The organism is Rhodococcus sp. no. 34 (genome assembly GCF_054589475.1).
On record NZ_BAAILK010000035.1, the window covers coordinates 724234 to 747892 of the forward strand.

Annotated in this window: 23 protein-coding genes and 2 pseudogenes; 14 read left to right on the forward strand and 11 right to left on the reverse strand. The window is 60.6% G+C overall.

All coding sequences use genetic code 11. The annotated features are described in order from the left end of the window. Positions 1–19: 19 nt before the first annotated feature. Together ACYP01_RS16605 and ACYP01_RS16610 are read right to left on the reverse strand one after the other, a co-directional pair. On the reverse strand, positions 20–1372 hold the full coding sequence (locus ACYP01_RS16605) for an MFS transporter (RefSeq protein WP_459681252.1): 1353 nt from the start codon (positions 1370–1372) through the stop codon (positions 20–22). Further along, positions 1369–2586, reverse strand: a complete 1218-nt coding sequence (locus tag ACYP01_RS16610) for a M20 metallopeptidase family protein (RefSeq protein WP_459681254.1) — start codon at positions 2584–2586, stop codon at positions 1369–1371. Before ACYP01_RS16610 ends, ACYP01_RS16605 begins: the two co-directional genes overlap by 4 nt. Positions 2587–2751: 165 nt before the next feature. On the opposite strand from ACYP01_RS16610, the gene ACYP01_RS16615 reads away from it, so the two are divergent. Continuing rightward, entirely contained in the window at positions 2752–3825 is a 1074-nt protein-coding gene (locus ACYP01_RS16615; RefSeq protein ID WP_459681256.1) for an Lrp/AsnC family transcriptional regulator, read from the forward strand. A 38-nt stretch (positions 3826–3863) separates the two neighbouring features. Here the strand turns inward: ACYP01_RS16615 and ACYP01_RS16620 are convergent, their stop codons facing one another. Then, complete coding sequence (locus ACYP01_RS16620; RefSeq protein WP_459681259.1) at positions 3864–4496, reverse strand: TetR/AcrR family transcriptional regulator; 633 nt, start codon at positions 4494–4496, stop codon at positions 3864–3866. A gap of 195 nt (positions 4497–4691) precedes the next feature. Between ACYP01_RS16620 and ACYP01_RS16625 the strand changes: the two genes are divergently transcribed. The 3 genes and pseudogenes from ACYP01_RS16625 (at position 4692) to ACYP01_RS16635 (ending at position 6751) form a co-directional block, all read left to right on the forward strand. Then, positions 4692–6104, forward strand: coding sequence for a pyridoxal phosphate-dependent decarboxylase family protein (locus ACYP01_RS16625; RefSeq protein ID WP_459681261.1), 1413 nt, complete (start codon positions 4692–4694; stop codon positions 6102–6104). A gap of 66 nt (positions 6105–6170) precedes the next feature. Then, positions 6171–6311, forward strand: a pseudogene (locus tag ACYP01_RS16630) (YidH family protein); the annotation flags it as partial. 23 nt (positions 6312–6334) lie between these two features. After that, positions 6335–6751: a VOC family protein gene (locus tag ACYP01_RS16635; protein WP_003943122.1), complete on the forward strand. Its 417-nt coding sequence runs from the start codon at positions 6335–6337 to the stop codon at positions 6749–6751. Between the two features lies 1 nt (position 6752). Here the strand turns inward: ACYP01_RS16635 and ACYP01_RS16640 are convergent, their stop codons facing one another. After that, the gene (locus ACYP01_RS16640; protein ID WP_459681264.1) at positions 6753–8216 is read right to left on the reverse strand and encodes an amidase; all 1464 of its coding nucleotides are present in this window, start codon (positions 8214–8216) and stop codon (positions 6753–6755) included. A gap of 39 nt (positions 8217–8255) precedes the next feature. Then, the gene (locus ACYP01_RS16645; RefSeq protein ID WP_459681267.1) at positions 8256–9482 is read right to left on the reverse strand and encodes an MFS transporter; all 1227 of its coding nucleotides are present in this window, start codon (positions 9480–9482) and stop codon (positions 8256–8258) included. Positions 9483–9600: 118 nt separating this feature from the next. On the opposite strand from ACYP01_RS16645, the gene ACYP01_RS16650 reads away from it, so the two are divergent. Together ACYP01_RS16650 and ACYP01_RS16655 are read left to right on the forward strand one after the other, a co-directional pair. Further along, positions 9601–10500 (forward strand): LysR family transcriptional regulator, encoded by a 900-nt coding sequence (locus ACYP01_RS16650; RefSeq protein WP_459681269.1) that lies wholly within the window; start codon positions 9601–9603, stop codon positions 10498–10500. 67 nt (positions 10501–10567) lie between these two features. Continuing rightward, complete coding sequence (locus ACYP01_RS16655; protein ID WP_459681271.1) at positions 10568–11056, forward strand: hypothetical protein; 489 nt, start codon at positions 10568–10570, stop codon at positions 11054–11056. 63 nt (positions 11057–11119) lie between these two features. Here ACYP01_RS16655 and ACYP01_RS16660 read toward each other — a convergent pair whose 3' ends face one another. The 3 genes from ACYP01_RS16660 to ACYP01_RS16670 form a co-directional block, all read right to left on the reverse strand. Then, on the reverse strand, positions 11120–11980 hold the full coding sequence (locus ACYP01_RS16660; protein ID WP_459681273.1) for an alpha/beta hydrolase family protein: 861 nt from the start codon (positions 11978–11980) through the stop codon (positions 11120–11122). Between the two features lie 186 nt (positions 11981–12166). Then, positions 12167–13093: a LysR family transcriptional regulator gene (locus ACYP01_RS16665; RefSeq protein WP_459681275.1), complete on the reverse strand. Its 927-nt coding sequence runs from the start codon at positions 13091–13093 to the stop codon at positions 12167–12169. Next, positions 13090–13980 (reverse strand): LysR family transcriptional regulator, encoded by an 891-nt coding sequence (locus ACYP01_RS16670; protein WP_459681277.1) that lies wholly within the window; start codon positions 13978–13980, stop codon positions 13090–13092. Before ACYP01_RS16670 ends, ACYP01_RS16665 begins: the two co-directional genes overlap by 4 nt. A 234-nt stretch (positions 13981–14214) precedes the next feature. Between ACYP01_RS16670 and ACYP01_RS16675 the strand changes: the two genes are divergently transcribed. The 6 genes from ACYP01_RS16675 to ACYP01_RS16700 all read left to right on the forward strand — a co-directional run bounded on the left by ACYP01_RS16675 (position 14215) and on the right by ACYP01_RS16700 (position 20235). Continuing rightward, a complete protein-coding gene (locus tag ACYP01_RS16675) occupies positions 14215–15087 on the forward strand; it encodes an ABC transporter permease (RefSeq protein WP_459681279.1) in 873 nt (290 codons plus the stop codon). A gap of 11 nt (positions 15088–15098) precedes the next feature. Then, entirely contained in the window at positions 15099–15872 is a 774-nt protein-coding gene (locus ACYP01_RS16680; RefSeq protein WP_459681281.1) for an ABC transporter ATP-binding protein, read from the forward strand. Positions 15873–15932: 60 nt separating this feature from the next. Then, positions 15933–16889, forward strand: a complete 957-nt coding sequence (locus tag ACYP01_RS16685; protein ID WP_459681283.1) for an ABC transporter substrate-binding protein — start codon at positions 15933–15935, stop codon at positions 16887–16889. Between the two features lie 51 nt (positions 16890–16940). Continuing rightward, a complete protein-coding gene (locus tag ACYP01_RS16690) occupies positions 16941–18038 on the forward strand; it encodes a hypothetical protein (RefSeq protein ID WP_322000940.1) in 1098 nt (365 codons plus the stop codon). Further along, positions 18035–19171: a CaiB/BaiF CoA transferase family protein gene (locus ACYP01_RS16695; protein WP_003942859.1), complete on the forward strand. Its 1137-nt coding sequence runs from the start codon at positions 18035–18037 to the stop codon at positions 19169–19171. Before ACYP01_RS16690 ends, ACYP01_RS16695 begins: the two co-directional genes overlap by 4 nt. A gap of 80 nt (positions 19172–19251) precedes the next feature. Further along, positions 19252–20235 (forward strand): NAD(P)H-dependent flavin oxidoreductase, encoded by a 984-nt coding sequence (locus tag ACYP01_RS16700; RefSeq protein ID WP_459681287.1) that lies wholly within the window; start codon positions 19252–19254, stop codon positions 20233–20235. A 387-nt stretch (positions 20236–20622) separates the two neighbouring features. On the opposite strand, the gene ACYP01_RS16705 is transcribed toward ACYP01_RS16700, so the two are convergent. Continuing rightward, positions 20623–21222 carry a hypothetical protein gene (locus tag ACYP01_RS16705; protein WP_148209225.1) on the reverse strand — a complete coding sequence of 200 codons (600 nt, stop codon included), beginning with the start codon at positions 21220–21222 and terminating at the stop codon, positions 20623–20625. Between the two features lie 195 nt (positions 21223–21417). On the opposite strand from ACYP01_RS16705, the gene ACYP01_RS16710 reads away from it, so the two are divergent. After that, positions 21418–21888, forward strand: coding sequence for a hypothetical protein (locus ACYP01_RS16710; RefSeq protein WP_148209226.1), 471 nt, complete (start codon positions 21418–21420; stop codon positions 21886–21888). 266 nt (positions 21889–22154) lie between these two features. Here the strand turns inward: ACYP01_RS16710 and ACYP01_RS16715 are convergent, their stop codons facing one another. Both ACYP01_RS16715 and ACYP01_RS16720 read right to left on the reverse strand, forming a co-directional pair. Continuing rightward, a complete protein-coding gene (locus tag ACYP01_RS16715) occupies positions 22155–22340 on the reverse strand; it encodes a toxin (protein WP_399551931.1) in 186 nt (61 codons plus the stop codon). A gap of 50 nt (positions 22341–22390) precedes the next feature. Further along, positions 22391–22534, reverse strand: a pseudogene (locus ACYP01_RS16720) (ribbon-helix-helix protein, CopG family); the annotation flags it as partial. A gap of 285 nt (positions 22535–22819) precedes the next feature. On the opposite strand from ACYP01_RS16720, the gene ACYP01_RS16725 reads away from it, so the two are divergent. Continuing rightward, positions 22820–23347 carry an AAA family ATPase gene (locus ACYP01_RS16725; protein ID WP_007735561.1) on the forward strand — a complete coding sequence of 176 codons (528 nt, stop codon included), beginning with the start codon at positions 22820–22822 and terminating at the stop codon, positions 23345–23347. The last annotated feature ends 312 nt before the right edge of the window (positions 23348–23659 follow it).

Below are 23659 nucleotides of genomic sequence, written 5' to 3' on the forward strand. Positions count from 1 at the left end.
TCTGCTCCGCATCTGTGAGCTAAACACTGGAAGGGGAGAGGGATTCGGAAACTTCTCCAGCAGCAGTGAGGTCCTTTCCTTTCGACTCGGGCAGGAAGAAGATCACGGTGGCGACCGAGATTGCCATCAGAGCAATGGCGTACCAGTTGAAGACGCCGGGAATTCCCTTGTCTGCGAAGAAAGCCTGGAGATACGGCGTCGTGCCACCGAAAACTGCGACGGCAAGGGAAGTCGGCAATCCGATTCCCACCGCGCGCATGCGAGTCGGGAACATCTCGGAGAACACAGCAGGACCGATGGACACTGTGCCGGCCATGAAGACCAGGGCAATTGCCATTGCCACGAACAACTGCCACGCCTGCCCCCGAATGATGGAGGTGAGCGGAAACAGCAAGGTAATCATCATGATTCCCGAGAAGATCAAAACCGGGCGCCGGCCGATGCGATCCGAGACGGTTCCCCAAACAGGTAGCATGATGATGAACACCACGTTGGCGGCGGCTCCCGCCCACATTGCTCCCGAAGGATCCACGCCGTGGACACTGATGGCATACGCCGGAGTTGCCACGGCCCACACGTAATAGTTGACCGTCGATCCAACCGTCATGGCGGCGACTCGCACCAGCAGGCGCCGGTGTTCACGGATCTGCGACCACAGCGAGGGTTTGGACTGCTGCGATTCCGACTTCTGTAATTTGGCAGATGATTCGAAGATCTCTGTTTCCTGCAACCGTGATCGCAAGTACAGCGCGAACAGTCCGAAGACACCGCCGAGCACAAACGGAATTCGCCAACCGCAACTGCTCATTTGAGCGTCGGTGAGGATTCCCGAGAGGACCGCCGCCAGAACTGCGCCGCAGATGATGCCGATGGTTCCGGAGAAGTAGATCAAGCTGGCCCACAAGCCACGCTTCTCTCGCGGCGCCATCTCCGAGATATACGTATTGGCCGAAGGCAACTCTCCGCCATGAGCAAGACCCTGGATCATTCGACACGTCACCAACACGACGGCGGCCCAAGCCCCGATCGTCTCGTGCGTTGGGGTCAGTCCGATGATCAGACTCCCCACTGCGGCGAGCCCGACTGCCACCGTCATCGAAAACTGTCGGCCACGGCGATCCGCGATCAGTCCGAAGAGCACTCCACCGAAAGGACGTGCGACGAACCCGACAGCGAAGACTCCAAAAGTCTTCAGCAGATCGGACATCGGGCTTCCGCTGGAAAAGAACTGTGGCGCGAAGAACACCGCGAAAAGCGCGTAGATGTTCCAGTCGAACCACTCCATAGCGTTGCCGGTGCCGATTCCGAACAGAACCTTGAGGTTCTTCTTCCTCGACGACGGCGGTGTGGTTTCTTTGTGGTGATCGCTCATCGTGTACCTCCAGCGGTGACGGCCAACTTTTCGACGGCCAGTGCCGAATAGACCGCGGCCGCATCCCCGAGCACACCCTCGAAGAACTGTGCACGCGGCGAATGGTTTGTCGGAGCAGCGACCGGATCGCAGCCCGGCATTGCAGCTCCGAGCCCGATGAACGCTCCCGGGACTCTGTCCAAGACATAGGAGAAGTCTTCAGAACTACCTGTCGGCCTTGGTGATTCCAGGTAATGCTCCTCGCCGAGCAATTCGCGGATCACGCCCTCACTGAACGCAACTTCCTCCGCATTTTTGACGGTCAAGGGGAACTGGGCACGGAAGTCGATGTCCACCTCTACGCCGTGCGCGGCGGCAATGCCCTCCAGTCCACGGCGAATCACTGCGCCGAGTTGTTCCTCGTTCTCAGCCGACCAGTGACGGACGGTGGCACCGAAATGTGCGGAATCGGGGATCACGTTGTTTGCCGTGCCCGCATCCACGACACCCACGGTGATGACAACCGGATCGAATGCGTCGAAATCCCGTGTCACGATGACCTGCAGCGACGTGATCATCTGCGCCGCAGCCGTGATCGGGTCCTTCGCGCGGTGCGGCGACGAACCGTGACCGCCCGCGCCCCGCACCGTCACGTCGAGCGTGTGCGACGCCGACATGATCGGCCCCGGCCTACTCACGAAGAGTCCGGCCGGGATCCCGTTGGCCATGACGTGCAGTCCGTACGCGTAGTCGGCACGGCTCCCTGATGCCTCCAGCACCCCCTCGTCGATCATGTTCTTGGCCCCACCCCAGCCCTCTTCACCGGGTTGGAACATGAACACGACGTCACCGGCCAAGTGATCGCGGTGATGTGAGAGCAGCCTTGCCGCGCCGACCAATGCGGTTGTGTGCAAGTCGTGTCCACACGCGTGCATGGCTCCGTTCGTGGAGGCGAAATCCACCCCGGTGCGCTCGTCGACCGGAAGCGCGTCCATGTCGGCTCGCAGCAGCACCGTCGTCGTATCGCCTGAATCCCTTGCTGCACCTCGCAGAACGGCTGTAACCGAGGTGCTCGAAGTTCCGGTGGAGATCTCGAGTGGGAGACCCTGCAGCGCTTCGAGCACCCGCTCCTGGGTTCGTGGCAGCTCGAGACCGATCTCCGGCTCACGGTGTAACTTGTGCCGCAGCGCGACGAGGTCGCCCTGCATCTCGTCTGCGTCATCTTTCAGGTTCACAGAATTTGGCCTTTCATTGGCAGGGGAAGACTCGCGAAGTTCCGGAGACAGACGCAGGTGCGATCTGCAGTTCTTGCAGCCCGGCACGGTGTGTCGTAGGTAACGATCTAGATAGCTATGATGAAGCTTCCCTTAGGAATGATCGAGAATTCGCAGGAATTTCGCATGAGTGATGGATCAATGAAGGAATTCGACATGCTCGACGCGGCGGACCAGGCAATGGTTCACGCTTTGCAGATCAACCCGAGGGCAAGTTGGGCGCAGATCGGGAAAGCTCTCGAGCTCGATCCGGTGACGCTGTCCCGTCGATGGATCCGTCTGGTCGACCGCGGTGCAGCGTGGATAGGGTGTAATCCTGGCCCGATCCTGGCCGCCTCCGGTCTGGGAAACCTTGCCTTCGTGGAAATCGACTGTGTCAACGGCAGCGTGCAAGCCGTGGCGCATGCGCTCAGTGAGCAGCGGATGGTGACCGGCATCGAACACGTGACGGGCGCACGAGATCTGCTGGTCACGGTGATGGTGACGGATTTGAGCGTCCTGTCGCAGTGGGTCACCGAGGAGTTGGGTGCTATTGCCGGCGTCGTATCGAGCCGCATCCAGCTCGCCGGGACGATCTACACCGGCGGTAGTCGGTGGAGGTTGCGTGCGCTGAGTTCGAGTCAGGCAGATGCTCTGGCCGCAACGCGCATCACGGTCGATCACCACGGCGCATTTCGGCCCACAGACATGGACCGACGCATCATGGTTGCACTGTCGGTGGACGGACGCGCGTCGTACACCGAGTTAGCCGAGGAATGTGGCGCCAGCATCGACACGATTCGACGACGCGCGCGGCGCCTCTTCGCCGCCGGAATGGCACGACCCCGCTGCGAAGTGGCGCGCCCCCTCTCCGGAAGCCAAGTGACCGTCATCCTCTGGGCCCAGGTTTCACCGTCTCAGATCGGCCATGCTGCACTGACGATCTCGGCTATGCCCGAGGTCCGCCGGTGCACGGGGGTCACTGGTCGCGACAACTTGCTGATTGTCGCGTGGGCACGGTCCGTGGACGACGCGCAACGGCTCGAAGGTCGGTTGTGCGAAGCACTACCCGGGCTCTCGATCGCAGATCGCGCGATCTCGCTGTGGACGATGAAGCTCAACGGTCATCTACTCGACGAGCGAGGGTACCGCGTGGGAGCGGTACCGATCAGCCCCGGTGAACCGGCCCCTCGCAGTGTGGAACCTTCCCCCGCGAGCTGAATGTTGCGCTCTTCGAAAGCCCTTGGAAAGCAGGACGATCAACTCTTTGCGGTGCCGGACAAACCGAGCGCAGTCGGCAGTATGTGATCGACCAGCATGTCGACGATGCGTTCAGCTTCGTCGGGATCGACGAGGGTCGCGAACCGGACGGTCGAACCCGCGATGTGATTGCAGGTGAAGACAAGCTGATCGACGTCATACTGCAGGGACTCCGGCACGACGCCCCGGATCACGTCAGCGATGAGAGCACTGGTCTGACGCGTGTTCTCCACATCGATCCGAGCGAGATCGGGGTTTGCGACGGCGGCTGACCACACCGCCGCGTACGTGGTGTCGTCGCGGAAGATCTGCCAGTAACCGCGGACCACGGAACTGATGACTTCGCGAGCGTCTTGCACCGTCCCGGCGGGAGCGATCGATTCGATGAGCCTGGCACGCACCAGAGTTTCGTATCGCTCGAGCAGCGTCTGCACGATGGCGGTCTTTCCCGGAAAGTACCGGTAAATCGACGGGAGCCGAAGGTCTGCTGCCGATGCCAGTTCACTCATGGTCATGGCATCGATTCCGTCGCGCGCGATGAGCTCTGCCGCACAGTCCAAGATGGCCTCGACGCGCGCCTTGCTGCGCTGCTGTTCCGGGAGGCGACGGGAGGGAACGGCGTCGGGCGTCATCGTGCAGTCTCCGTCATGGATACGAGAATATACGGCCTTCACCGCTTGACATGACAGAGTGTCACGTTCACCATATGTGAAAGGTTCTCACGTATTGGTTCGATTGTTCGCCGGTGCGCTGACGATCCACTTCGATCAGTTCGGCCTGACATCGCCGACGACCCAATCAAGTTGACATACAAGAGGAGTCAAGACGTGTTGGAAAACGGTGTGCCGATCGACCAGGTGCTGGCGGATCTTGCCGAACGGCATCGAATGGATGATCCGTACGCAGATCGCCCGGGCATGGTCAACATGTACAACACTGGTCTCGACACCGTCGAAAAGGTCGCAACGGACGCCTTCGGAATGTACATACATGTGAATCCCCTTTACTCATCGACGTTTCCGAGCGTCTATGCGCTGGAGAAGGAGTTGGTCCGCGCCGCGAACGACATGCTGCACGCGCCCCACGACGCCACCGGCAGCTGGACGATGGGTGGCAGCGAAAGCATCATGATGGCCACGAAGGCCGCCCGAGACGGGGCGAAGCACATCACGCGACCGAACATGGTGCTTCCGATCTCGGCCCATGCGGCATGGTGGAAGGCGGCGCACTACCTCGGCGTCGAAGCTCGAACCACGACGGTGGATCCGGAGACGTACAAGGCCGACGCCGCTGCAATCAAAGCGGCCATCGACGAGAACACGATCTTCGTGGTTCTGTCGGCCCCCCAGTACGGCCAGGGCGTGATCGATCCGATCGAAGAGATCGGTGAGTTCTGTCTGAAACAGGGGATCCGCCTGAACGTCGATGCCTGCATCGGCGGTTGGGTTCTTCCGTTCGCCGAACGCCAAGGCTGCGAAATTCCGCTGTGGGACTTCAGAGTTCCCGGCGTCAGCTCGATCACCGTCGACCTCCAGAAGTACGGGTACACGAACAAGGGATGCTCGCTCGTTCTGTATCGCACTCGCGAACTGCGTCTTCCACAGTTCTTCGCGCACGCGAATTGGACTGGCTACCCGATCGTCAACTCCACGGTGATGAGTTCGAAACCAGGCGGGTTGCTCGCCGCAGCATGGTCGATCGTCAAACACATCGGAGACGACGGCTACATGCATCTCGTCGAGGAGGGTCTGCGGATTCGCCGGGAACTGGAAGCGGGGGTCGCCGCGATACCCGGGCTGCGAATCATGGGGAAGCCCGAATCCACACTCGCTGCAATCACCACCGATCCAGACGCGGACGAGGGCGTCGACTTCTTCCTCTGGATCGACGAACTCGCGAAGCGGAACTGGACCATGCAGCCGCAGTTGACGCAGCCCGGCGTTCCTCCGAGCATCCATTTCACGATCGCGAAACAGCACGGTAGTTACATGGCCGAGTTCATCGAGGTCATGCGAGAGGCCTTGGACGCAGCGCGCCTTCGTGATCCCTTGATTCCGGCGGAGCGCCTCGCCGAGATTCACGCCCTTCCAGCGGACACGACCTTCGCCGACATCGTGCCCATCGTGATGGACAGCTTCGAGGACGGCAAGCCGTCGACGAAGACTCACCTCGTGCTCGACGCCCTGCCGATGCCGCTGCGAGAGATGGCGATGCTCGCGTACTTCGACGCACTCACCTGAGCCTGCGATCACTTTCGATCGACGAAACAACAACTCGCCGAACAGCAAAGGCTGATCGCTCCGAAGATGTCATACAGCGACTTCGAAGACCTCCTGTTCACTCGAGGGAGTTCGTTGGCGGATTCGGACAGGCCTGGTGAGAACGAGCCTGACTATCGATTCACTCTGGCGAACGAGCGAACATTTCTTGCCTGGATCAGGACTGCATTCTTGGGCGTTATCATCGACAGATGCTCACTCGAGTCGATCTGACGATGGATTGCACAGACCCCGACCGTTTGGCTACGTTTTGGAAGATAGCCGCTGGATACGTCGATGAGCCACCACCGCAGCCTTTTTCGACTCGCGAGGAGTGGCTTGCCACTTTCGACGACGAAGACGACGGGATGGGCGGCGCTTGGTTGCACCACCCGCTCGGAGTGGCTCCTCGACTCTGCCTCCTACAGGTTCCTGAATCCAAGGTGGCCAAGAACCGATTACATCTCGATCTCCGGGTATCCGGAGACGGAACCCCGACTCAGAAGTGGGCGACAATCCTTCGCGAGGTCGAACGGCTACTACGCGCGGGCGCATCAGAATTGGAAAGATTCGAGGGTCACCATGTGATCATGGCCGATCCCGAGGGCAACGAATTCTGCGTGGCGTGATTCACCCGCCTGCCCGAAATTCTCTCGAGAAGGCACGACAATCCGGGTGATTGCCGGGATAAGGCAGGACCTTCTCGAAGGCGAGGCCTATCGCGAAGGCCGTCTGGTCGTCGTACGGTCGCGTAACTATCTGTGTGCCCGTGGGGATTCCGTTCCGAGCGAAACCGGTGGGGATTGTCAGCACCGGGCAGCTACTCAGGATGTTGAAGGTGATGGCCGGCACAGCCTCGAGGTAGAACTCCAATTCTGTTCCAGCCACATTGATTCCGTGTTCGACGTAGTCGTCGCCGGCAAGAAAGCCGTCCGTCGCCACTGCCGGAGTGATCAACGCGTCATAGGTATCGAAAAGGGATCCGACCGATGAATACAGTTCGGCTTCGATCGCGAGTCCGTCGAGGAAAGTCGCGTCACCACGGGTGCGGCGTGCCCACCGGGCGAATTCCTTCGCGTACTCCGTGACCTTGCCGGGGTGCGCGGACACTTCGGCAGAGATCGAAGCACCGAACACGTGGTCGTAGTGAATGGCGGCCGAACGCATGATTGCAGCGCGGGACAGGTCGACTTCGATGATCTCCGCGCGTGCGCCCAGAGCGGTGAGGGTGTCCACCAACTTCGCCGTGTTCTCGGCGACGTCCGAATCAACCGGCCAGTCACCTAATGCGGGAATCACGGCAATACGCATTCCCGCGCACGAACGCGTTGCGAAGGTAGGTAACTGCGATGCCGGTACACTCGAGGCAATGTCAGTGGAGGTCGGTCCCGCGATGACCGACTGCATTGTGAGGCAATCACTTACGGTGCGCGCCATCGGACCGCAGTGGCAGTAGCGATCGAGATTGAAGGGCGGATCAACGGGGACACGGCCATGCGGTGGCTTGAACCCGACAATTCCGTTGAGAGACGACGGAGTTCGGATCGATCCTGCGACATCGGAACCGGTAGCCAAGTGCGTCATCCCCGTGGCAAGTGCGACTGCCGATCCACCGGAAGACCCGCCGGAGGAGTATTTCGTGTTCCACGGATTGCGAGTGACGCCCCACAACTCGGACTGTGTGAACGCGGCCGAGGAGAATTCGGGCGCCGTCGATCGCGCATGGACGATGGCACCGGCGTCGATGATTCTCTGCACGAAAGTCGAAGTGTGAGTGGCGATCACATCCTCATAGACCTTGGACCCTTGAGTCCAAGGTTGGCCTTGTACCGCTTCATCCTCTTTCACCACAACGGGAACACCGGCGAGCGGAAGGCTGACATCCGAGCCGCGGGCGTAGTGGCGTTCCGCTGACTTCGCTTGTGCTCGTGCAGTAGCGAAGAAAGTGTGTCCCACTGCGTTCAAGGTTGGGTTGAGCGCCTCGATACGTTCGATGGTGGACTCGAGCACTTCCACCGGAGAAAGCGATTTGTCCCGGTAGCGTTCGAGCATCTCGGTCACATCCATGAATGTCGAAACGGGTGTCTGGTGCATATCTGTTGTCCTGCCTCTATGAAGGTTTTGTGTAGGCGGCTAGGTTGTCAGTTCATGCTTTGCCACGACGGGATTGCGGAATGTGGCGAGCAGCATTGCGAGAGTGGCGATTCCCGCGGCTGTCCAGAAGACCGTTTCGGAACCGGAGTGGTCGTGAATGCGTCCACCCGCGAACGCGCCGAGCGCGATGCTTGCATTGAAGACTGCAACCCACAGAGCAGAAGCGGCCTCGCGGTGAACGGGAGCTGCTTGTGCGATCCATGTTTGAGTACTCACCGATACACCACCGTAGAAGAGGCCCCAAGCCGCCATGAGCAGAGCAGCTGCGATCAAGGTGGTAGCCGAGATCGGAAACAGGGCGAGTGTGACCGCTACTCCCGCGCTGAGGATGACGACCACAGTCTTCGGAGACTTGGCTGCAGATGGCCCGGCGATGAAGTTGCCGACGACGCCCAGAACCCCGTAGATCAAGAGCATCGTGCCGATCTGTGCAGGGCTCAACCCTGCGAAGAACTCCAGCCCCGGACGCACATAGGTGTACGCCGCGAAATGAGCGGTGACGATGAGCGCAGTAATCGCGAATCCGACCCGGACTCCTGGGTTCCGAAAGGCCGCCACGAGACTCCCGAGCGACAAGGCCCGATCAGCTGGCATCGTGGGTAGGACAGCGAACATGGCGAGCGCGATCAGCGTCGCGGCGCAGCTGAGAGTCCAGAATGCCACGCTCCACCCGGCCGCTGCTCCGATATACGTCCCCGCGGGGACACCGAGAACTGAGGCGACCGCGATTCCGCTGAAGATGATCGTGGTCGCCAACCCGACGGATCTGGTCTCCACCAACCTGGGAGCCAGGCTTGCGGCGAGCGCCCAGACTCCACCCATGCTCACGCCTAGAAGGACGCGAGCCACAGCGAGGACAACGAAGCTCGGAGCAAGGGCCGTGAGGGCGTTCGCCGCTGCGACTAACAGCATCAAGACGATGAGCGTCGACCGACGATCGAAGCGCCGGGTCACGATGGGCACGAACGGGGCAGTGGCCGCTGCCACCAATCCGGTAATGGCCAGTGAGAGCCCGATGGTCCCTTCGCTTTCCACCAGGTCAGCACCGATCGGGGTGAGTAGCCCGACCGGCATCATCTCTGCCGCGACAACGATGAAGGTGGACGCTGCGATCAGCGCGACCGCAGCCCAGTGGTTCTCAATGGTGTGTGCGTGGGTTGAGGACGTGGACGCAGGGCTGTTCTGTACAGATGCGGAGTGGGGCATGTAACCAGAGAAGCTCCTGCACGGCGATGGATCAACGGCGAATCGCTCATCCAACCATTAGCTCAATTCATCGATGAGCCATGATGGAGTGGTCGAATGAGTCCAGGTCGGAGTGAAAATGTCGGAGCCCCCGATGCGTGAGATCGAGTGCTTCCTCGTTCTCGCTGAAGAACTGCACTTCGGTCGCACCGGCGAACGACTGTTCATCTCCCAGGGCCGAGTCAGTCAGCTGATCAGCGGGTTGGAGCGCCGTATCGGCACCAGCCTGGTAGCGCGCACCAGTCGCCGCGTGCACCTGACTGAATTCGGTGCCGAATTTCTTGCGTCGTTAGCTCCCGCGCATCGTGCGCTTGTCGGAGTAATCGAGGACGCTCAGTCAAGAGCACGCAACATGCCGACGCCGCTTCGGGTGGGTTTCCAAGGAGCAATTTACGATTCGATCGCGGCTGCTGTCTCTCGTTTCGAGATACAACATCCGCAAACTTGCGTGACCATCAAAGAATTACCCCTGGGTGATCCGTTCAGTGATGTACTCGCCGGGCGAATCGATGCGGCAGTGGCACTTCTCCCCGTAGATGAGCCCGAGCTGACAACCGGGCTCGTCTTTTCTCGACAGCCCCAGACCCTGGCTGTCTCAGTCCATCACCCGTTCAGTGAACTGGGCGTGATCGACGCCGAGCAGTTGGCGCAGATCTGTCTCGTACCCATCACCGGCCCCGCCCCCGACTATTGGCAGAGTGTGAATTCCCCGAGCACGACGCCGGGCGGAGCCACGATTCCCACGCAGGGTGGGGCGAGCACCGTTCAGGAAGGCCTGTCGCAGGTCGCATTCAGTCAGGTCGGCCTCATCCTCTGCGCTGCAACCGCTGCATACAGCCAGCGCTCGGACATCACATTCGTACCGATCAACGGATTACCCGAATCTGCTTTGGGTCTCGTGTGGCGTACCGATCTCGAAAGCCCACGACTTCGCGCTTTCGCGAAAGCAATCGAGGAAGCACACACCTGTCCCTCCTGACGTCGATCAGTAAGTCGCGGAAGGAGTCCGGGGCGTTGAGATGCATCGTGTGTGAGATGATCGCGCCATGTCTGCGATCGCCGACTACTTCACCGCGCGCACGGATGAGCATGCCACCTCTGCCCTCGAGGGACTCGTCGACTTGGAACCAGAGGTGATGGAGGCGAACGCAGCTTCTCGCCCGCGGATCCAGTTGGCTGCGAGTGGGACTCCAGTTCTGCAGGCGAAAGGCGTCGATCCAGTTGTCGCGCTCGGCCGACTGGAGGCAGCCCTCACCGCTCGCCCCTACGACGAGGTAGCAAAAGGTCCACGCTGCGGGAAACTCGTCGCAATGAGCGACGACGGCGACACCCTCGTGCTCACGGTTACCGACGAATTACGCGATGCACTAGCGGAATTGAACGCTGACGGTGTCGCCGCCGCTGCGGCGGCCTGGGCAATCGACGAGACGAGTGAACCGTCGGAGGACTCAGTGCCGTTCCTGACCGCCTTCGCCGAACTAGCGACCAGAGCTGTGGCTCAGGGCGAACGAATGTACGGCTACGTCGTCATCTGAGCTTCGCGACTCCGCCGACCTGATTGGAAGGCTGTTCGTCTTCGACAACTCCGGATCTGACCGTCACCCCGGGATCTGCATGGCCAGATCGTTGCGGTCGAAATCGGAGAACTGCTGGGTGTCAGTGCAGTATCCACAGCTCGCTCCGAAGAACTCGGTGCGGGCGTTCGGATCGTCGAGTAGCCAGTACCGCAGCCACGCCGTGCTCGGCCCGCGCATATCGCCACCGGTGATCGCCGTACCGAAGTGCGTGGCGCCGCGCAGTTCCAGATGCTCGGCAGGCACGTGGTCGGCGTCCTCGTACATCGCCCGCACGATCGCCGGCCAAACGATTGCGTCGGCCTGGCCGGCCAGATAGAGAACCGGCTCGTCGATGAGATCGACATCATTGAGCGGGCCTGGTTGGATCGCGACGGCGGTGTCGACGCGGTCGTCGATCGCCGCGTTGATCGCCGCAGACCCGCCCTGCGAGTGCCCCACCGCACCAATGTGTTCCAGGTCGACTTTGCCGAAGAAGACGCTCGACGGGCTGGCCGCCTTGTCCGCGATGAGGTCGATTCCCGACCGCATGGTGATGGCGAAGTTGCTTGCCGGGGTATTGGCGGCGACCACGATGAATCCGTGGCTGGCGTAGTGGCGCAACAAAGAGGTGTACGCACCGGGGAGCACACCGGTCCCGTTCCCCCAGATCACAACAGGGTGCTTCTCGCCGCGCGCGCCGAGCTGGCGCGGGTAGTACAGAGTGTGCACCAGCCCGATCGAGACGTTCGGGGTGTACGGCCCTGCACTCGCCCAATCGTGCCCGACGCTCGGGATGCCGGGCGCATCGGCAGCCGCTGTTCCGGTTGCGCCCGTGAGTCCTAGCGTCGCGCACAACGCAACCGCCGCTGCAGCATTCACGAAATGTTTCAGAGACTTTCGCATGAAAGTCAACCTTTCGAAGTTGATCCGGAGTGACGTGTATTACATATTCACGGGAAGGCAACCCGTCGGCTTTGTTTCAGGAGACGGACTATCCCAGAAGTGTTGTGTCTGTGGACAAAATCATCGTTCTCGGTGGACGCCCGGCCGACGCGAATACCCAGAGCGCAAGGTCGAGATCGCCTCGGCCTACGGCTTCCGCGCGGATTGCTCGGCACACAGCCGTAGGAAATGTTCGACGATCTGCGTGTTCGGGCCGTCCCTTGCCACGGCTGCGATCTTCCGTGGGGGCAGTTCGAATATCTCGCCCACAGTGCACCCGCGTTCGGATGCTCGCTCGGCACTGGAGAGTTCGAGGATGACAGCACCGATCCCTTCGTACGCGAAATCCGCGAAGGCATCGCGGTGCTGTGACCTCATCACGAATGCGTGGTCGATTCGCGGTTCGATCGACCGCAGATGGCGATAGACATCGGAAGTTTCGAACCGTGGTGCGACAACCAAGCCGATGCGCATGAGATCTTCGCCGATGAATACCCCGTCCACCGGTGGCGGGGTACCGGGCGGGCAGACGAGCCGCAACTTGTGGTCCGGAAGGCGCACCGTGCGCGTCCCGGGAACACCGGTGGGCAGCGACTCCATTATTGCCACGTCAGCGGTGCCTGCCATGACCGGGTGAATCGCATCGGCCACGGACGACCCAGGCGGATCCGAGATGGTGATCCTCAGGTTCGGCACCTCCGTGCGCAGCGCTCCGAGCAGTACCGCTGCGGGATCGTCCGCAAGGCTCGCTGTCGTGGCAACACTGAGGTGGGGGACTGCTGACAGTAAGAACTCGCGCTCGACCACTAATCGGTCGAGCGCGGCCAGCGCTTCGCGTGCTGGATCGATGAGATTCCGTCCGCGCGCAGTCAGCGTCGCGCCGGTCCGGCCTCGATTGAAAAGCCGTCCTCCGACGCGTCTTTCGAGCCGCGCAATTGATTGAGAGACGCTCGATGATCCCGTGAACTGATTTGCCGCTGCCGCCGTGATACTGCCGTGTTCGACGACGGCAAGGAAGTCTTGTAGCTGCCGCGGATCGATTCGCGGGGTGGCGGACTCTCCGAACTTGCTCATCCGGCGTTCCCCATTGCACCTTCGTCACGTAATCGGCTGGTCGTCTCGATAAACGCTTGTGCCGCAGGCGATGGCGTCGAACCGTGGAACATCCAGATATCACGAGTGAGCGGGGGCCGAGTACGACACAGCACCACACCTTCTCCGACTGTATCGGCGACAGATTCGGGAAGGAAGGCGACGCCGACTCCCGCGCGTACAAGTGGGATCATCGAGGCCACAGAGATAGTCTCCGCAACCACCGCCTCGTCAACAGTGCCTTCGCCCAGGCGTTCCGCCAACAGTCGCCGAGTGACATCGTCACGCGGGCTGGTGATCAATCCGATTCGCAACAGATCCGTCAACGCCGCTACCCCCTCGCCTTCACTTCGTGCGGCGGGCACCAGCGCAACGATTTGTTGCCGGCCGAGAAGGATACGTTCAACACCCTCGTCGAACACCTCGTCCACCCCGAGGCCGATATCAGCCTGACCCGAGGCGACCACCGTTCCGATTCCGTCGGTGTCGTTGCTGAGCATCGTCACCGCAACGTTCGGAAACTTGCTTTTGAACGCACCCAGGGCCGTGGCCGCTGGATCACGCGCCAGTGTTCGCGGACACACGACCGTCAGCCGACCCCGCTGCACGACGTTCAATGGATGCAAAGCGTGATCCAAATCCCGGTATGCCCGAAGTACTTGGGCCGCCGGACCTGTGAGATCGCGACCAGCGTCGGTCAGGGTGACTCCCCGCGAGCCACGGCGGACGAGCGTCAGGCCGCACTCTTTCTCCATCCTGGCCAGAGCCTCCGAGATCGTCGGCTGGCTGACCCCCAGTCCGCGAGCCGCAGCGGAAATGCTGCCCCGATCAGCAAGGGCGAGAAAGTATTCCAGATGACGCCGGTCCATTCGGGGTTCCCTTCTCCTGGCAGTCCTCGCGCGCGCCCGATTTTGCGCCCGTCAGACATAGGGAAACCCTATGGCATACCTCTCGAATGTGCCGTAGACGGGAAGAAGAATCCCGTGATCTGCTTCACATATGAACGCAGTGAGCAACAACCCTGGGAGCTTCGACCAGAGGCACCCGTCTGCTTTTGTCGAGCACCTATCGCCGCCTGCGAGCACTACGGAGGAGGCGCCGAAATGACCGAAACCATCACCGCAAGTTCGCCATCCGGTGCTACGTCACCCCGTTCCGTGAGGCGGGCGCGCTCTGAGCCGAAGCCCGCTCGACAGCGTCGATCCGGTACGCAACTCACCATCAGGGTACGACTGGCCCAGGTCGCGCTGCTTTTGGTCCTACTCGGAGCGTGGCAGCTCGTCGCATCGCAAGGTTGGATCGAGCCAGTTCTGGCCAAAACGCCAGGCGAGGCCTGGAACTACTTCACCGCGGCGGTGCAGTCAGGTGAGATTTCGACGAACTTGCGTGCCACGATGACTGCCGTCGTGATCGCGTGGATCCTCGCCAGCGCAGTCGGGGTGGCGGTAGGGCTCTCTCTCGGACTCCTTCCGACCCTCGAACGCATAATGAGTCCGTTTCTGGATGCCGCGAATGCCATGCCACGTCTTGCGCTGGCGCCTCTGCTTATCGTCATCTTCGGGATCACGATGACGGCGAAGGTCGCTCTCGCGTTCACACTCGTCTTCTTCATCGTCTGCTCGAGTGCACGAGCCGGTGTGAAGTCGGTGGACGACGAATGGCTCCGACTTTCCACTGTCCTGAATGCCAGTAAGACACAGGTGTTCTGGCACATTCTCCTCCCCGTCGCAACACCTGGCATTTTTGCCGGTCTTCGGTTGGGGCTGATCTATTCGCTACTTGGCGTTGTCGGTTCGGAACTGATCTCGTCACGGGACGGACTGGGTCAGCTTGTGTCGATCTACTCGGCCCAGTTCCGGATGGAAGCGGTCTACGCGATCCTCATACTTCTCGCAATCGTCGCAGTCGTCCTCAACCAGGCCATGAACTTCGCCGAGCGCTACCTCCTTCGGTGGCAGCCCCCGGCTCGACGATGACAGGAATCATCATGGATACCAACGTGATTACACCCGCAGTCCAACTCGACGGACTGACGATATCCTTCCCCTCGCCCGACGGGTCGGCGAAAACTGTGGTCGACAATCTCGACCTCACCATCCCTCGCGGACAGTTCGTCAGCCTGGTCGGCAGGAGTGGTTGCGGAAAGACCACCCTGCTCAACGCGCTCGCTGGATTGGTGGACGCGACAGAAGGGAAGACCGAGGTCCTCGGCACAACACCATTCGACGCTCGCTCCCGGATGGGCTTCATGATGGCCCGAGATGCCCTGTTCCCGTGGCGAACAGCGCGGAAGAACGTCGAGTACGGCCTCGAGTTGAGAGGAGTACCCAAGGCGGAGAGACGAACTCAATCCGCGCGCTGGCTTGCGGCCGTTCAAATGTCCGAGGCGTCACGGCTGTGGACTTGGCAACTCTCCCAAGGGATGCGCCAGCGTGTCGCGTTGGCCCGAACGTGGGCACTGGATCCGGACATCTTGTTGATGGACGAACCCTTTGCCGCCCTCGATGCGCAAACCCGAGTCGAAGTACAGCGAGAATTCCTCGAGCTTTGGCAATCCCAGGTAGGCCGGACGGTCATCTTCGTAACCCACGACCTCGGCGAAGCCATCTGTCTCTCCGACCGCGTTCTGCTGCTCGGGGCCGGCCGGGTGATCGACGACGTCAGCATTGACATCGAACGCCCCCGCGAACTCGAAACCCTCACCGCCGAAACTCGATACATCGAAATCTTCAACCGGCTGCGTGGTCAGCTCGACCACTGATGTGCCCAGCCAACTCAGCTTGATTTCTGATGCGCCCAGCCATCAAGGAACAGGAATCCCATGAAACTTCGACCTTTTGTCGGCACAGTCATTGCAGCGGCCCTACTGCTTTCCGCGTGTGGAGGGGGAGGGCGTCCGAACGACGGTAGCGTCGCCATCGGGGTCTACCCTGCGAGTGCTTTGTCCCTGCCTGTCTACGTCGCTGTCCAACAAGGAATGTTCGACGAGGAAGGCCTCCACGTCGAGCTCATCGACGGAAAGAACGGGCCCGAACTCATCAGCGGTCTCATCGGCGGTACAACCGATCTCGCGGTCGGTGCACCCGGAACCGTCGTGCCGGCCATAGAGCAAGGGCAGAGTCTGCGGCCACTGCCCCCGTACGGGTCGATCGATCTTGCCATCGCCGTGACGAAAGACAGCGGCATCACCACCATCGAGGATTTGCCCGGCAAGCGGATCGCCATACCGTCACGTGGCGGCGCGGCCGAACAGTTCGTCAATCAGCTTCTCGCAGAACGAAACATCGACGCCTCCACGGTGCAATTCATCGCAGCGGCGCCCACCGCGAGTCAGATACCACTCGCACGAAAGGGCGACATAGATGCCGCTATTCTCACCGCTGCCAGCCAGGCCGTATTCGATGCTCAAGGAATACCGATGACGGCGATTACAGAAGTAGACCCGGTGGGCTCTGACGGCGTGAGTTCATACGGCCTGGGCACGGTGCTCGTCACGACAGCCACATTCGCTGAATCCGATGCTGCTGGCCCCGTGTGTGCGGCGCTCGAGGCCGCAGCAGGGTGGATAGCCGATCCTGCGAACGAGCAAGCAGGAGCTCAACTTCTCACCGAGCGAATGAATGTTCCTGCTGACAAAGCCAACCAGGTGTGGGCTTCGCAGAAGAGCCTCTGGCCTGTGCAGATTTCGGCCGACCGATGGACCCAGAACGTCAGATGGGTGAACAACCAGACCTCGGGCAAGTCCGACGCAGACGTTCCTTTCGACCCCCTCTGCTGACCAACGCCCCCATACACAATCCAGTTCGTCTACTACGAAAGAGAAGAAAAGATGACACAACTCGCTGACCAGTCAACACAATCCGAGTCCCAGCACGATCGCCGGCAGCTCACCGAGGCTTGGTCTGCAGTCACCGACAGTCTTGCGACATTCGGTTCGACCGCTGCCGCTACCGGATCGCCGCTGGACAGCGCCGAAGGTGTACGGCACGCACTTCGTCTGTTCGGATACCTCGCCGAGATGAACATCGAGCGCCAAGACGTACTCCGGCCTGAACTCTTCACCCTGATGTCACCGATGCGAAAGTTCTGGGGAGACGGCATCGACGTCGACTACTGGACTGCGATGATCGACCCCAACGAGACATACCGTATTCACGGTAACCGTGGCACAGTGCCCTACGTCGCCGTTCTCGCCAATCGTGTCGGCGCGTCTGGGACCGACCGGGTCGCCGACAACATCGTCATCGACGACAAGGTGTGCGACGCCGACGGCAACTTCGAGATCTTCATCGCACAAGAACTTGAGGGGCGCAACGGTATTCGGCTGGACGAGCGCTGCTTCGACGTAGTAGTGCGTGTGTACCACAAGACGCGGAGCGCGGAGATCGATCCTGTTCTCCACATCGAGCGCCTCGGTCCGCCGCCTGGTGCACGCCCCGATCTCGACACGGCGTGGCTGGCCCAGCGCCTCACGAAACTTGCTCGTGGCATGGACGTGAGCCTTCGACGCAGCCTTCAGCTCATCGAAACACTCAGTCAGTCTCCCAACGAAATTCGCGTGACCTCGGAGCAGCGAGGGTGGGGAGACTTCTACGGCACCAGCTCCAACCAATACGTTGCCGGCTGGTGGTCACTGAAAGACGCTACTGCCGTAGACATTACATTCACCATCCCCGACTGCACCTACTTCGGAGTGATGCTGTACAACCACTGGTTCGAGTCCTTCGAGTACCGCGACCACACCGTCAACCTCAACGACGCACACTTCGAGCGCAATGACGATGGAACCGTGACGATCCGAATCGGGGGAGTAGAAGGCGACAGAAACCGACTGAACCCCTGCAACCACACCGAAGGCATCTTGTTGGCGCGCTGCCTGGAGCCCGCTGAGGATGTCACTTCGCCTCATGTGGAGATCATTCGATGACCGACGAAGTAGACCTGCCGTTGGCAGGTGTCCGAGTAGTGGAGATCGGTCAACTGATCGCAATACCCAGCGCCGGGCAGCAGTTGTCCGATCTCGGCGCCGAGGTCATCAAGCTCGAGCCTCCAGGTGGTGAACCGGCCCGACAAATCGACGCCGACTACGCGCGCGGCATCTTCTACGGGTACAACCGTGGAAAGCGTTCAATCTGCCTCGACCTCAAAGACTCCGCCGATCTGCAGCGAGCTCGGGATCTGATCGCATCGAGCGACATCTTGCTGCACAATTTGCGTCCGGGAACCCTTGATCGATTGGGATTCTCCTCTGCCGAACTCCAACTCCTGCGACCGGAAATCATCGCCGTCTCGGTGAGCGGGTACGGGGCGGAAGGCCCGTCCGCCACCCGCGCGGGGCTCGACATCGCTGCGCAAGCAGAGAGCGGACTGATGTCGGTGACGGGTGAGGCGGATAGCCCGCCACAACGTGTGGGCGCACCGGTCATAGACCATGCAACGAGCTATGTCGTCGCGCAGGCGGCACTGGCAGCGCTACTTCGACGTGAGCGCACCGGCAAAGGATCGTCCGTCCGAGTCTCCCTGCTGGACGTCGCAATCCACTTGCAGACCGCCAACTGGATCGAGTGGCAGGTATCCGGAAAGCCCATGAGTCGCAAAGGGAACGGACAACCAAGCGTCGCACCGGCGGCAGACGTCTTTCGCGCCGCCGACGGCGAGCTGGTGATCAGCGGATACCAACCGCGCGCATGGATCGAACTGTGCAAGGCGATCGACCTACCCGAGTTGGCCGACGACCCGAGGTTCACCACCAACGCGCTGCGTGTGGAAAACCGTGTTGACCTCGTCGCCACGATCGAGAAGCAGCTGTGCCACCGTAGCGCCGCTGAGGCGGTAGAGCATCTCACTGCGGCCGGAGTGGTTGCCGCACTTGTGCGTGACTACGACCAGGTGATCCGCGCCGACGACGTGGTTGCGAACCGTACCTTCATCCCCGGCACCAACGAACATGGCGAACAGTATTTGACGCCTGCCATGCCCTATCGCGCCGAACCTCCGATGGCACGAACTGAACTTTCACAGGTTCCGGCCTTGAACGAGTGGACAACATCGACGCGCTGAATGCGCCGTTCGGGTCGAAATTGACTTTGCACCAACGTAACTGACAAACAGATAGCCATGCACCATCGAGGAGATGTCCAGTGCTGACCACCGCATTTACCGAGACATTCGGAGTTCGCCACCCAATCGTGCAGGGCGGCATGCAATGGGTGGGGAGAGCAGAACTCGTAGCGGCAGTTGCAAACGCCGGCGCGCTCGGCATGCTCACTGCCCTGACACAGCCGACACCTGACGATCTTGCCCGAGAAATATCCCGAACGCGCGAGCTCACCGATCAACCTTTCGGGGTCAACCTCACAATCCTCCCGACGATCACACCTCCGCCCTACGATGAGTATCGCAACGTGATCATCGACTGCGGAGTGAAAGTCGTCGAGACAGCTGGATCGTCTCCCGCGCCCCATCTGCCGCACTTTCACGGCGCAGGCATCAAGGTTCTCCACAAGTGCACCAGCGTCCGCCACGCGGTCAAAGCCCAGGCCCTCGGTGTCGACAGCATCAGCATCGACGGGTTCGAATGTGCCGGGCATCCAGGGGAAGACGACGTACCGGGTCTCGTTCTCATCGCTGCAGCAGCAGAGCGGATCAGCATTCCCATGATCGCGTCCGGCGGATTTTCCGATGGGCGAGGATTAGTGGCGGCCCTCGCGCTCGGCGCCGACGGCATCAACATGGGTACCCGGTTCATGTGCACCGAGGAGTCTCCGATTCACCGCAACATCAAAGAGGCGATAGTTGCTGCCTCTGAGGTGGACACGGAACTGATTTTCAGGTCATTACGCAATACCGCTCGCGTAGCGCGCAACAGCATCAGCCGAGAAGTTGTCGAAATTCTCTCCAGTGGTGGCAAATTCGAAGACGTTCGACATCTTGTTGCCGGTGCGCGGGGCAGAGCGGTGTTCGACCGCGGCGACCCGGAGGCTGGCATCTGGACGGCTGGGACTGTGCAGGGATTGATTCACGACATCCCCACAGTGGGTGAATTGGTGGAACGTATTGTCGCAGAGTCCGAAGCACTGATTGCCGGACGGCTTGCCGGCCTCCTGGATCCTGTCAGCGCCTGACTACGTCCCGAACCCGCTGAGCGCTACCGTCGGCCAGTTCTTCGAGAATGATCCCTGCCGTCACACACGACACGCATGCATCGTGTTGTGCCGCAACGATTGCACTCGCACGAGCCGATGCGGCGTCACTGATGGGGTGGCCGAAGCCAGAAACCGTTCTACTGACGGAAGCAGCAGGCTCCATCTCGCACTCGCCGGCGAAAAGATTGCAGCACTATGACTCTGCGAATTCGCGACAGCGCCCACAACAAGCTCGATCGCGTCACTGCCGCGATGTTCGGGTCCGATCCACCCAAATACACCTACCTTGGCAAAGAGCCCGGAACCGATGTCTTCACACGAAATATCACTCGCGGGCCACGCGAACTCACACCTATCGGCACGTCGCTACACCAGGCATACCTCGTACAAGTCAGCCAGCCGGGCACCTGGAATGACTGCGGACGAATATTTGCAATGCACCAGCGTCACAACAAGTTCAGACCGGTCGACCTGCAGTCCTACGAGGTCGGATGCTTCACCAGAGCGGTCATCGTCGATGAGAACGTCGAACTGTTCCTCCGCACGCAGGTAGGAGGACATGAATGCCTGGATTGACTCCGGTTTGCGTTGTGAGGTCTGCGATTCGACGCGGAAGTTGACGCCGTCCCAATTGATGGCGGTAAGGCGGGACGGGTCGATCGGTGGCAGGTCATGTTGCGGCGCCAGGTATCGGTCACCGTCGATCATGCGGTCACCAGCGAGGAACAGTGTTTGCTTGTTTTTGTTCAACCAAACGGACAGGCGGACTGAGTGACCGCGGCTTGATGTCGTCGCTTCATCCGAGATCGCCTCGAACACAGGGTGTGCGGATTCGATCGTCGCAAAGAGCCCCGACAGAGGCACTTGCCAGAGGGGTGGCACCGCCTTCAGAAACTTCGGCGACCGCAGCGAGCAATCGATGCCCGGATATGTCAATCCGTCCCAGACACAAACGACGATTGGCACTGCACCTGGACCGTTCACTGCAATTCAGCCCATTCCGCCGTCAAGTCCCGGTTTGGCTCCGCTGATCCCGGCCACGATCTTCGCGGTAGACGTCGGACAGCGCGTCGCCCGGATAATATTCAGATTCCTCAAGCCGAAGGGACAATGACCATGTGTTACGCGTGTGTCGGGGAAATTGGTCTGTCAGGGGACGGCGTGTACGAAGACGCTTGGGATTTGACGAAGCGACTGCTCCACGAAACCCACGACCGAAATGTTCGGCCGGAGTACAAGAACATACTTGACGAGATGGACAACCTTGTCGAGCGCAGCCCCCGGGAGAACACCGTTGGAGTGTACGTCTCGTATCTGTTATCTCTGGAGATCGAACGGATATCTCCACATGGTATTGATTTCGAGCGAATATCAGAGCTGTCCAAGGACCTCTACCCAAAGGTTGTTTCGTTTATCAAGATAACGGAAGAAGAAGTCGAGCAGACGATGCTTTTCGCATTCGGCAAATCCGATATCGCGACGCGTGTGCCCGGAGGAATCCTGACACTGTACTCGGCAGCGATACTCGGACAGCTCATGGTGGATGTCGAGGAAGAGACCGAGTATCTCAGGCCTCGACTGGCCGCGTGGCTCGTCCGAACCCAGCACCACACCAAACCTGCGAACGACTGAGGAGTTCTTCCATGGGGTTTCGATAGCAGGTGAGCCCGATTTTGCTGACGATGGAATCCATATCGAAGCATGGGATTTCGTGACGAAGTTGGTGTCGGTGGCACATGAATCCGACATGGCTCACTTCGGGGAAATTCTGCGTCGATTCGAGGAGTGACAGAGCTGATCGGTGCAAGCCGCAATCACCGAGCGACGGGGGCGGTGCCCCTCGCCGTACCGGCGAGCAGATCGACTTTCCCTGCATCGCGCGCGGCGAACGAGGTCGATTACAGGAGATCAACGTCTTGAGATCGGGCCTTCATGGCGTGTATGAGTAGCTCGTTTCCGCTGTCGAAGCGCAGCACAACCAGCTCCAGGAGACGCCCGTTCGGGTCGAAGCCCAGCCGGAACTGGCGGGCAGGATTGTCGTGGTCCAGGTCGGCGACATAGACGTGGTGCTCTTCGGCGTAGATGCCGGCGTCTTCGCTGATTCCGTGTTTGAGTGCGGACTTATGTGCTTAAAAGCGACCTGGGTCCAGGCACGCACTGCTTCTCGGATCGCTTCGGACCGGGAGACGTGTTCTTGTTCTGCGCGCGCGTTCAACGCCGCGAGTAACGCGGCGTCCATCCGTACGGGCACTACGGCGCCGGGACCGACGCCAAGGGTCTGCCCGTCGCGGTCGAATGAGATGTCCATCAGCGCAAATGCACGCCCGAACGGGGCGATCACGACGCCAGGTTCGCAATCTACGAGCACCACTGATCTTCCCGCACGTGGTGAACTGTCGGGTATCGTCCGCAACCTCGGCGGCCCCACTTATGACTGTCGACGCTCCAGGTGCAACGAGAATTGTTGGCGGGTCGGGGCATCCAGGGGTCGGTATCGAGCCGGCGGTCGACGGGTGCTCAACTGACGAGTAGTTCCGTAACTTTCTTCGAGAGGGCCCCACTTATGCGTATTGGAGTATCCGGCCCGCACGGGACCGGCAAGAGCACGCTGGTCGACGAGTTGTGTGGCCGCCTCGCGGGGCACATTCGGGTCGATGAACCGTATTTCGTGCTCGAAGAGGAGGGGCGCGAGTTCGAGTTTCCACCCTCGGCTGATGATTACCGTGCGCAGCTTCGTCGTTCACTGCGCTTGCTGACTACACCTTCTTCTGGTGTTGTATTCGATCGCACGCCGCTCGACTTCCTGGCGTACTTGTCGGCGTGTGGTGTCGATCCGGAGGCAGAAGTTGAGGCGGCGATTGTGAGGTCCGCGCTGTGTACTCTCGACGTGCTGGTTGTGGTGCCGATTACCGTCGAAACAGTGCAGAAGTTGCCTGCGGTGGGGATGCCGGAGCTGCAGCGCGCGGTGAACGACGCGTTGCTGGATTTGGTGTACGCCGATCCGATGCAGGTGTGTGACTCCCTGGTAGTTGTCGAGCTTGATGGCCCACTCCGTGGACGGGTCGACACGGTTCTCTCGGCTTTGCAGTGACACCGGAATCGTCGAGCCGGGTGCGTTCGAAAGATGCTGGCACTGAGCGTTACTCGTGATGATCGACCTGATGAAACTTCGATTTGTGGGCTGGCCGGTCTCTAAAATCGCAAGGGATCTATGTCTTCTCGGGTGAGCTGGTACTGCCGCCCCTTCAGTTTGCCGCCCCGCAGAGCGCTGCTCACCAACGCGCATTCCCGGGCTCACTCTCTGGCGGCGGGTATCGAAAACAGGCATCTCGTGGCTCAGAGTGAATTCTGAGAGCCGGTTGTCCTGGTAATTTTCGCGAAACCGAGGAAACGGAGTCCAGCG

Coding starts and splice junctions, on each gene's coding strand:
- ACYP01_RS16605 (WP_459681252.1), bottom strand. CDS start 1,372: ATGAGCGATCACCACAAAGAAACCACACCGCCGTCGTCGAGGAAGAAG.
- ACYP01_RS16615 (WP_459681256.1), top strand. CDS start 2,752: ATGAGTGATGGATCAATGAAGGAATTCGACATGCTCGACGCGGCGGAC.
- ACYP01_RS16620 (WP_459681259.1), bottom strand. CDS start 4,496: ATGACGCCCGACGCCGTTCCCTCCCGTCGCCTCCCGGAACAGCAGCGC.
- ACYP01_RS16635 (WP_003943122.1), top strand. CDS start 6,335: ATGCTCACTCGAGTCGATCTGACGATGGATTGCACAGACCCCGACCGT.
- ACYP01_RS16640 (WP_459681264.1), bottom strand. CDS start 8,216: ATGCACCAGACACCCGTTTCGACATTCATGGATGTGACCGAGATGCTC.
- ACYP01_RS16645 (WP_459681267.1), bottom strand. CDS start 9,482: ATGCCCCACTCCGCATCTGTACAGAACAGCCCTGCGTCCACGTCCTCA.
- ACYP01_RS16650 (WP_459681269.1), top strand. CDS start 9,601: ATGTCGGAGCCCCCGATGCGTGAGATCGAGTGCTTCCTCGTTCTCGCT.
- ACYP01_RS16655 (WP_459681271.1), top strand. CDS start 10,568: ATGTCTGCGATCGCCGACTACTTCACCGCGCGCACGGATGAGCATGCC.
- ACYP01_RS16660 (WP_459681273.1), bottom strand. CDS start 11,980: ATGCGAAAGTCTCTGAAACATTTCGTGAATGCTGCAGCGGCGGTTGCG.
- ACYP01_RS16665 (WP_459681275.1), bottom strand. CDS start 13,093: ATGAGCAAGTTCGGAGAGTCCGCCACCCCGCGAATCGATCCGCGGCAG.
- ACYP01_RS16670 (WP_459681277.1), bottom strand. CDS start 13,980: ATGGACCGGCGTCATCTGGAATACTTTCTCGCCCTTGCTGATCGGGGC.
- ACYP01_RS16675 (WP_459681279.1), top strand. CDS start 14,215: ATGACCGAAACCATCACCGCAAGTTCGCCATCCGGTGCTACGTCACCC.
- ACYP01_RS16680 (WP_459681281.1), top strand. CDS start 15,099: ATGGATACCAACGTGATTACACCCGCAGTCCAACTCGACGGACTGACG.
- ACYP01_RS16685 (WP_459681283.1), top strand. CDS start 15,933: ATGAAACTTCGACCTTTTGTCGGCACAGTCATTGCAGCGGCCCTACTG.
- ACYP01_RS16690 (WP_322000940.1), top strand. CDS start 16,941: ATGACACAACTCGCTGACCAGTCAACACAATCCGAGTCCCAGCACGAT.
- ACYP01_RS16695 (WP_003942859.1), top strand. CDS start 18,035: ATGACCGACGAAGTAGACCTGCCGTTGGCAGGTGTCCGAGTAGTGGAG.
- ACYP01_RS16725 (WP_007735561.1), top strand. CDS start 22,820: ATGCGTATTGGAGTATCCGGCCCGCACGGGACCGGCAAGAGCACGCTG.